Here is a 7,950-nt window from a genome sequence, read left to right as displayed (position 1 = left end):
GCTTGGACTGGTCTCAATACTGGATACGATAACTCGGCTTAATCGCATAACTTGAACCGCCGTATACGGATCCGTACGTACGGTGGTGTGAGAGGACGGCGGCTGTGAAGCCGCCTCCTACTCGATCCGGTTTTCAGCTTTTAGCACCGCGCAATTCGACCTCGAATACCAGTGGCGTGAATGGCGCAATCAGGTCGCCGGCACCGTCGGCACCATAGGCTTGGGCCGATGGGATCACCAGGCGCCATTTCGCGCCGACCGGCATGTTTTGCAGCGCACTGCGCCAACCCGTGATCACACTATCCAGACTGAACCACTGCGGTTGGCTGTTCTGGTCGAACACTGAACCGTCAGGCAGGCGTCCGATATACAGCACCTGGACCTTGCCATTCGGACCGGCCTTGGCACCGGTGCCCGGCGCCAACTCTGTCAGCAATATTCCATCGGCCAGTTCGCGAACGCCGGGTTTGGCTTTTTCTTCAACGAGAAACCGTCGTTCGTTTTCCAATGCCAATTCGCTTTGCGGCACAGGCGACTGCATGGCAACCCGGGCTTCATGCTCAGCCAGAATCTGTTCGATCCGCTCATCTTTCAGTGCCAGCGGCTTGCCTTGATAGGCTTGCTGCAAACCTTCGAGCAAGGCCTGAAGTTGCAGGTCCGGAACCTCCTGGCGCAAGCGTTCGCCAAGACTTGCGCCCAAGCTGTAAGCGAGATCGTGAGTGTCATTTGCGGCGGTTTTTTCGGCGGCCTGGGCCACGGAAAAAAACACGCACAGCGATAAAAATAGGTAGCGCGACATGGGCACTCTCCGACCTGAGATGCGCAGGATTATGCCAGTGTGAATGCATTCAAAGGTGAACTGGTTTTGCGCAAGCACAGAACATTTTTACTTCGTTGCAACGTAGTGCTTTCGATACTGTCAACATGCCCTAGCGGCGGTTGCAGCAGAGGTCTAGTATGAGCCGCATTCACGTCAGCCAGGAGGTAAACCATGTCGGCCACCAAGAAGCCAGTAAATACTCCGTTGCACTTACTCCAACAACTCTCGGGCAGCCTGCTCGAGCATTTGGAAAACGCTTGTTCCCAAGCCTTGGCTGATGCTGAAAAACTGCTCGCCAAACTGGAGAAGCAGCGCGGAAAAGCACAGGAAAAGTTGCATAAATCCCGGACCAAATTGCAGGACGCTGCGGCGGCCGGCAAAGCCAAGGCGCAAGCCAAGGCCAAGGAGGCGGTGAAAGAACTTGAGAACTTGCTCGATGCCCTCAAGGATCGCCAGTCCGAAACGCGCAGCTACATCCTGCAACTCAAACGCGACGCTCAAGAAAGCCTGAAACTGGCCCAGGGTGTCGGTCGTGTCCAAGAGGCTGTCGGCAAGGCGTTGTCCCTGCGTTCGGCCAAGCCAGCTGCGGCTCCTGCCAAGAAAGCCGCTGCCAAACCGGCTGCTGCAAAAGCACCGGCCAAGTCTGCTGCCAAACCGGCTGCCAAAGCACCGGTGAAAGCCGCAGCAAAACCTGCCGCTAAACCTGCGGCGAAAAAAACAGTCGCTGCAAGCGCTGCAAAACCTGCCGCCAAGCCAGCCGCTGCCAAAACAGCTGCCGCTAAACCGGCTGCAAGAACCGCTGCTGCTAAACCCGCGGTGGCGAAAACTGCAGCGGCGAAAGCAGCTGCCAAACCGGCCGCAAAACCAGCTGCAAAAACTGCCGCTGCGAAACCTGCTGCCAAGCCAGCCGCGAAATCAGTCGCGACTAAAACAGCTGCAAAACCAGTTGCAAAACCAGCTGCAAAAGCTGCAGCCAAACCGGCTGCCAAAACTGCTGCTGCAAAACCTGCTGCAGCCAAGCCAGCTACTGCTGCAAAACCTGCTGCAGCCAAGCCAGCTACTGCTGCAAAACCTGCCGCAGCGAAACCGGCAGCCAAACCTGCCGCTGCCAAACCGGCTGCAAAACCAGCGGTGAAGAAACCGGTTGCCGCCAAGCCGGCCGCCTCGCCAGTTGCCAAGCCAGCCAACCCGGTTCCGGCGGCAACGTCTGCTTTAGCAGCAGCCACCTCGACAACGCCGCCAGCGCCAACGCCGGCCGCCGCATCGATCGCAGCAACCACCCCAACCAGCGCTTCCTAAGTGCCGGTTACCGCGACGCGCAGCTGATGCAGCGCGTCGCGGTCCAGGTGGGTGGCACCCGCCGCCACACCTTCCAGCCAGGCCGATAGATCGGTCGCCTCATCCTGCGGCCAACTCAACGCCGATCGTTCCAGTCGCACCAACAGATGTCGCTCGGCATCCAGTTCGAGTGCCTTCACTTGCTCGCGCAACGCATTCAGTTCGCTATCGCCGATGGCAACGACTTTCCAATTCACCCGCAAGGCTCGCAGCGGTTGCACCACGTCTGCGTCCCACGACTCGGCCACGCTACGCAGTTGCTGCAATCGGACTTCGTTACAGGCGACGCCACGTTCTCCCAGCCATAACCCGCAGAGCAGCAAGCACACATTGATACCCGCCGACTGCAATTGCAGGCATGCGGGTTCAACGCCGGGACGGGCGTAAGTGCCAAGGGAAAAGCTCCACAGGTCAGAGGACATAGTGCTACTCGCGCCAGTTGCGAGCGAAGCTGGTAGACTCCGCCGCCATTATGATTCGACTTCAGAACCTCACTTTACAGCGTGGCCCGCAACGTCTGCTAGAAGACGCCGAGCTGACCCTGCACGCCGGCCACAAAGCCGGCCTCATCGGTGCCAACGGCGCCGGCAAATCGAGCCTGTTCGCCTTGATTCGTGGCGAACTGCACCCGGACTCGGGTGACTGCTTCCTGCCGGCCGACTGGCGCATCGCCCACATGCGTCAGGAAATCGAGACACTCGAACGCCTGGCGGTCGACTACGTGCTCGATGGCGACCTGCGCCTGCGCGAGGTGCAACGCGACCTCGCCGCAGCCGAAGCGGCCCATGACGGTGCCGCTCAGGCCCGCCTGCACTCGGAACTCGACAGCGCCGACGGCTACACCGCCGACGCCCGGGCTCGAAAGCTGCTGGCCGGCCTTGGGTTCACCAACGAGCAGATGGATCGGCAAGTAGGAGATTTCTCCGGTGGCTGGCGGATGCGTCTGAATCTGGCGCAGGCTTTGATGTGCCCTTCGGACCTGTTGCTACTCGACGAACCGACCAACCACTTGGACCTCGACGCCATCATCTGGCTCGAAGAGTGGCTTAAAAGCTACCCCGGCACCTTGCTGCTGATTTCCCACGACCGGGACTTCCTCGATGCCGTGGTCGATCACGTAGCCCACGTCGATCAACGCAAGATCACCCTGTATCGCGGTGGTTACAGCGCTTTCGAACGCGCCCGTGCCGAACGTCTGGCCCAGCAACAACAGGCCTACGAGAAGCAGCAGGCGCAACGTGCGCACATGGAAAGCTACATCGCCCGCTTCAAGGCCCAAGCCACCAAGGCCCGTCAGGCCCAGAGCCGGATCAAGGCACTGGAGCGGATGGAAGAGCTGTCCGCCGCCCACGTCGATTCGCCGTTCGACTTCGTCTTCCGCGAGTCGACGAAAATTTCCAGCCCGCTGATCGACCTGTCGGATGCTCGACTGGGTTACGGCGACAAAGCCGTGCTGGAGAAGGTCAAGCTGCAACTGACCCCCGGCGCGCGGATCGGTTTGCTCGGCCCGAACGGCGCGGGTAAATCGACCCTGATCAAAAACCTCGCCGGTGAGCTTGAGCCGTTGGCCGGTCGCCTGACGCGCGGTGAAAACACCGTCGTTGGCTACTTCGCCCAGCATCAGCTGGATTCTCTCGACTCCAAGGCCAGCCCGTTGCTGCACTTGCAGCGCCTGGCGCCGACCGAGCGTGAGCAGACCTTGCGCGACTTCCTCGGGGGCTTCGACTTCCGCGGCGCACGTATCGATGAGCCGGTACTGAATTTCTCCGGCGGTGAGAAGGCGCGTCTGGCCTTGGCATTGATCGCTTGGGATCGACCAAACCTGTTGCTGCTCGACGAACCGACCAACCACCTGGATCTGGAAATGCGTCTGGCGCTGACCATGGCCCTGCAGGAATTCAGTGGCGCGGTACTGGTGGTCTCACACGATCGCCATCTGCTCAAAAGCACCACTGACAATTTCTATCTGGTGGCAGACGGCAAGGTCGAGGAGTTCGACGGCGACCTGGAAGACTACGCCCGTTGGCTGGTCGAATACCGTCAACGCAATGCCCCGGTCAGCAATACCCCGGTCAATCCGGACAAGACCGACAAGAAGGCTCAGCGCCAGGCTGCCGCTGCGTTGCGTCAGCAATTGGCACCGCACAAGCGTGAGGCTGACAAGCTTGAAGCCGAGCTGGGCAAGCTGCACGAGAAACTGGCAAAGATCGATGCCAGCCTTGGCGACAGCGACATTTACGAGCCGATGCGCAAGAACGACTTGCGTGATCTGCTGGCTGAACAGGCCAAGCTGAAGGTGCGTGAAGCCGAGCTGGAAGAAGCCTGGATGGAAGCGCTGGAACTGCTGGAAAGCATGCAGGCGGAGCTGGAGGCACTGTCCTGATGGACGCCTTCAAACTGCCGTTGCCGGCTGTGTGGGGCGAGCCGCTCTGGCTGGTCGTGCAAATTCTGCTGATCCTGCTGGCCGGTTATATCGCCCAGCGCGTCGTCGCTAAATGCCTGACTCGCCTGGGCGAACGCTATCCGTTTCCGCCGCAGTTTTTCATGCCGCTGCGCGGCGGTTTGCGCTGGCTGATCATGGGCAGCGCGCTGATCTTCGTGCTGGAGCGCCTTGGCGTGTCGGCCACGGTGCTCTGGACGGCGTTGTCCGGTTTCGTTGCGGTGGCCGCCGTGGCGTTTTTCGCCATGTGGAGCGTGCTGTCCAACCTGCTATGCGCAATTCTGATCTTCACCGTCGGCCCGTTCCGTATCGGCGATGTGGTCGAGTTGGTGGATACCACCGACAAGCCCGGCGTCAAAGGTCGGGTGGTGGCGATCAATCTGCTCTACACCACGCTGATCGAAGCTGAAGAACTCGGCACCGGCAGCGCCATGGTGCAAGTGCCCAACAGCCTGTTCTTCCAGCGCTCGGTTCGACGCTGGCGTGGGACGGATGTGTTTTCTTCGAACGGGTTTGAAAAGTAAGCCTTCTGTTGCCTGACACACCGCCATCGCGGGCAAGCCCGCTCCCACAGTTTTTTTGGAGTCGGATTACAGGTTTGTGATCAGCCCGAAACCCTGTGGGAGCGGGCTTGCCCGCGATGGCGGTCCGTCAGACGATGGGCCCTTCAAGCCGTAAACGCTGGTCGGCAGTCGCCGTGTCCTGCAAAAAATCGGTAGTCATCGGCCCAAAGGCGCATTAGCTTAGACGTCTGTCACGAGTCTGAATCGAGGTGTGCGATGCTGCTTCAAACATGGCTGGCGTTTTTTGCCGCCTGCTGGGTGATCAGTCTTTCCCCCGGCGCCGGCGCCATTGCGTCGATGTCCAGCGGTTTGCGCTACGGTTTCTGGCGCGGTTACTGGAACGCCCTGGGCCTGCAACTGGGCCTGGCCTTGCAGATCGCGATTGTCGCTGCCGGTGTGGGTGCGATCCTCGCGGCCTCCGCCACGGCGTTCTATGCGATCAAATGGTTTGGCGTGGCCTACCTGGTCTACCTCGCGGTCAAGCAATGGCGCGCGCTGCCCAATGACATGAGCGACGACGCCGCCATCCGGCAGATCGGCAAGCCAATGGCGCTGGTGTTCCGCGGTTTTCTGGTGAACATCAGCAACCCCAAGGCCTTGGTGTTCATGCTTGCGGTGCTGCCGCAATTCATTGACCCCCACGCGCCGCTGGTGGCCCAGTACCTGATTCTCGGCGTGACCATGATCGGCGTCGACCTGATCGTCATGGCCGGCTACACCGGGCTGGCGGCCAAGGTGCTGCGTTTGCTGCGCACGCCCAAGCAGCAACAACGCATGAACCGTACTTTTGCCGGGCTGTTCATTGGCGCGGCGGCGTTCATGGCGACCCTGCGCAAAGCCGCGGTGTAAACCTTCAGGCATAAAAAAAGGCGACCTCTTCAGGTCGCCTGATCGTTCCATGCTCTGCGTGGGAACGCCTCAACGGACGCTCCGCGTTCGGCTCTTTGGGACGCAGAGCGTCCCGGGCTGCGTTCCCACGCGGAGCGTGGGAACGATCAGAACGGGGGCAAGCCCCCTCGCTACAGATGGCCAGCCTGAGATCAGCGCAGAATCACCGGCGCCGTATCCTGCGGCAGATTATTGCGCAGCGGCGCTTGCCCCGGCTGCTCGTAACCACCGCCACCGAGTTGTTGGCTCAATTGCGCAGCCACATCCTCACCCAGCGCCTTGGACACGTCACGTACCACCCGTGGACGGTTCAGCGAGATCTTGATGTCCCGACCATTCACCAGTTTGGTGTCCTGACCTTCGCCCATCGCCGTGAAAGCCGAGGTGATCTCAAAGGTCTTAGTGTTGATCAGGCTGAAGTCCGCCACCAGCGTCAGCCCCAGCACCGCCGAATAGCTATCGGTGTTGGCCAGCTCGTTCATGTCGCGGGTGAAGTCGATGTCTGACACGGTGCCGAACAGCACGTAGTCGGCACCCTTGAAGCTGCCGGCCTTGATCCGCTTGATCACGTCATACACGTCACCTTTGGACGATGCTGTGTAAGGCGTGCCCTGCACCAATTGGAACATGCCGGTGCGTAGAATCTCGCCCTTGATGTCGCCGGTGAATTTACGCAGCTCGCCTTGCTCGATGTAGCTGCTGGTCGCTTCGATCTCGTTGTAACTCGAAGAGCCGCTGGCGCCGTAGTAACTCTGGCTGTGGTTGCTCTGTGCCGAAATGATGTGGATGTATTGCTCCACTCGCTCCTGATACGCCAGATCCGTCACCGCGACTTTCGGGGCCGCTTGCACGCTGAACGCGCAAGCCAGGGCCATCATGCCAATCCATGTGCGCATCGATTAACGCTCCGTGGTTTTGCGGATCTCTTTTTCGTCCATCCACTCGGCCAGACCGCTTTCAACGTCGATCAACTGCAGGCTGAATTTGTAGAAGACGTCCTTGTAATCGCTGCTGCGCTTGACGATCGAGCTGATCGAACCTTCAAGACGGTATTGGGCGGCGATCATGTTGCCGGTCTTGGCCACGGTGCTTTTCTTGTACAAACCGCTCTGGTTTTGCAGCTTGAGCTGGTCAACCTGGCTTTGCATGGCGGTGTTGTCGCTGGCGAAGCGGGCAGTGCCGGACTTCATCAGTTGGGTCTTGATGCTGGTGGTGATTTCGCGAGTGTCGATGTACTCGCTGGTCTTGTTCTTCACGTCGTAGACCTGAACCACCGGACGGCCTTGCAGGATGCCGGACTGGGCCAGGGAGCGGGTCATGGATTCGGCGATCATCTGCAGGTCGGTGGAACCGAACTCGTTGGTCACGGTTTCCACGGCCTTGGTGTCGCCGTAGCTGATGTTTTTGCTGCCAAGCGTTGGCGAAGTGTTGGCGCAACCGCTGGCCAGGAGGGCGATGACGGCGATGAACGAAAAGCGTGCAAACATGGGAATGCTCTCTAAAACTGAACGAATAGGGTGTCGGGCTTAAGGCGTTTTGATTTCGAGACGGAAATCCACGGCTTTGGCGGTTGGCGCAATCGCCTGAATGAAACTGGTCTGCTCGCCGTACATCATCTGGCTTTTCCAGGTTTCTTCTTCGGCAACCGGGAAACCTTCAGGGCCGAGCCAGGCAAAACGGTAGTAGAAGGTCTTGTTGTTGTAGCTGGTGTTGCTCAGCTGCGCATTGACCGTCATGAAGCCGTTTTCCCGGGCCACGCGCATGGCGCCGACCACGATGTTCTTGAGCTTGCCCATGGCCACGACCTTGCTGGCCGCGCTGCCTGGCTCCGGCGGTGGCGGGGTGGCGCAGCCGGCCAGCAAGGCGAGGGCGACGACAGCGATGAATTTGAAGCGCATGCA

General features: G+C 60.0%; 9 protein-coding genes. 4 read left to right on the top strand and 5 right to left on the bottom strand.

Annotation, left to right across the window (positions count from 1 at the left end):
• Positions 1-133: 133 nt before the first annotated feature.
• Positions 134-799 (bottom strand): FKBP-type peptidyl-prolyl cis-trans isomerase, encoded by a 666-nt coding sequence (locus tag IB250_RS17345; protein WP_192345006.1) that lies wholly within the window; start codon positions 797-799, stop codon positions 134-136.
• Between the two features lie 192 nt (positions 800-991).
• Here IB250_RS17345 and IB250_RS17340 point away from each other — a divergent pair, with 192 nt between their 5' ends.
• On the top strand, positions 992-2,119 hold the full coding sequence (locus tag IB250_RS17340; protein WP_192345005.1) for an AlgP family protein: 1,128 nt from the start codon (positions 992-994) through the stop codon (positions 2,117-2,119).
• On the opposite strand, the gene IB250_RS17335 is transcribed toward IB250_RS17340, so the two are convergent.
• Positions 2,116-2,580 carry a TIGR02444 family protein gene (locus IB250_RS17335; RefSeq protein WP_192345004.1) on the bottom strand — a complete coding sequence of 155 codons (465 nt, stop codon included), beginning with the start codon at positions 2,578-2,580 and terminating at the stop codon, positions 2,116-2,118. The genes IB250_RS17340 and IB250_RS17335 overlap by 4 nt on opposite strands.
• 50 nt (positions 2,581-2,630) lie before the next feature.
• Here IB250_RS17335 and IB250_RS17330 point away from each other — a divergent pair, with 50 nt between their 5' ends.
• The 3 genes from IB250_RS17330 to IB250_RS17320 all read left to right on the top strand — a co-directional run bounded on the left by IB250_RS17330 (position 2,631) and on the right by IB250_RS17320 (position 6,010).
• Positions 2,631-4,541 carry an ATP-binding cassette domain-containing protein gene (locus IB250_RS17330; RefSeq protein ID WP_192345003.1) on the top strand — a complete coding sequence of 637 codons (1,911 nt, stop codon included), beginning with the start codon at positions 2,631-2,633 and terminating at the stop codon, positions 4,539-4,541.
• Positions 4,541-5,122, top strand: a complete 582-nt coding sequence (locus IB250_RS17325) for a mechanosensitive ion channel family protein (RefSeq protein WP_192345002.1) — start codon at positions 4,541-4,543, stop codon at positions 5,120-5,122. The genes IB250_RS17330 and IB250_RS17325 overlap by 1 nt, the downstream gene beginning before the upstream one ends.
• Positions 5,123-5,377: 255 nt before the next feature.
• Positions 5,378-6,010, top strand: coding sequence for a LysE family transporter (locus IB250_RS17320; protein ID WP_192345001.1), 633 nt, complete (start codon positions 5,378-5,380; stop codon positions 6,008-6,010).
• Positions 6,011-6,201: 191 nt separating this feature from the next.
• Here the strand turns inward: IB250_RS17320 and IB250_RS17315 are convergent, their stop codons facing one another.
• From IB250_RS17315 to IB250_RS17305, 3 genes are read right to left on the bottom strand one after another with little or no spacing between them, the layout of a single operon-like run.
• Positions 6,202-6,945, bottom strand: coding sequence for a penicillin-binding protein activator LpoB (locus IB250_RS17315; protein ID WP_192345000.1), 744 nt, complete (start codon positions 6,943-6,945; stop codon positions 6,202-6,204).
• A 3-nt stretch (positions 6,946-6,948) separates the two neighbouring features.
• Positions 6,949-7,536, bottom strand: a complete 588-nt coding sequence (gene lpoB, locus IB250_RS17310; protein ID WP_123500440.1) for a penicillin-binding protein activator LpoB — start codon at positions 7,534-7,536, stop codon at positions 6,949-6,951.
• 39 nt (positions 7,537-7,575) lie between these two features.
• On the bottom strand, positions 7,576-7,947 hold the full coding sequence (locus IB250_RS17305) for a YcfL family protein (protein WP_007899347.1): 372 nt from the start codon (positions 7,945-7,947) through the stop codon (positions 7,576-7,578).
• Positions 7,948-7,950: the final 3 nt, after the last annotated feature.

It is taken from the genome of Pseudomonas sp. PDM09, assembly GCF_014852305.1.
Classification (GTDB): Bacteria; Pseudomonadota; Gammaproteobacteria; order Pseudomonadales; family Pseudomonadaceae; genus Aquipseudomonas.
The sequence above is the reverse complement of the archived record's forward strand: the minus strand, read 5'-3'. Positions and strand labels throughout refer to the sequence as shown.

Excerpts from the sequence above, each read along its gene's own strand:
- IB250_RS17325 (WP_192345002.1), top strand. The coding sequence starts at position 4,541 with ATGGACGCCTTCAAACTGCCGTTGCCGGCTGTGTGGGGCGAGCCGCTC.
- IB250_RS17305 (WP_007899347.1), bottom strand. The coding sequence starts at position 7,947 with ATGCGCTTCAAATTCATCGCTGTCGTCGCCCTCGCCTTGCTGGCCGGC.
- IB250_RS17340 (WP_192345005.1), top strand. The coding sequence starts at position 992 with ATGTCGGCCACCAAGAAGCCAGTAAATACTCCGTTGCACTTACTCCAA.
- lpoB (WP_123500440.1), bottom strand. The coding sequence starts at position 7,536 with ATGTTTGCACGCTTTTCGTTCATCGCCGTCATCGCCCTCCTGGCCAGC.
- IB250_RS17335 (WP_192345004.1), bottom strand. The coding sequence starts at position 2,580 with ATGTCCTCTGACCTGTGGAGCTTTTCCCTTGGCACTTACGCCCGTCCC.
- IB250_RS17345 (WP_192345006.1), bottom strand. The coding sequence starts at position 799 with ATGTCGCGCTACCTATTTTTATCGCTGTGCGTGTTTTTTTCCGTGGCC.
- IB250_RS17320 (WP_192345001.1), top strand. The coding sequence starts at position 5,378 with ATGCTGCTTCAAACATGGCTGGCGTTTTTTGCCGCCTGCTGGGTGATC.
- IB250_RS17315 (WP_192345000.1), bottom strand. The coding sequence starts at position 6,945 with ATGCGCACATGGATTGGCATGATGGCCCTGGCTTGCGCGTTCAGCGTG.
- IB250_RS17330 (WP_192345003.1), top strand. The coding sequence starts at position 2,631 with ATGATTCGACTTCAGAACCTCACTTTACAGCGTGGCCCGCAACGTCTG.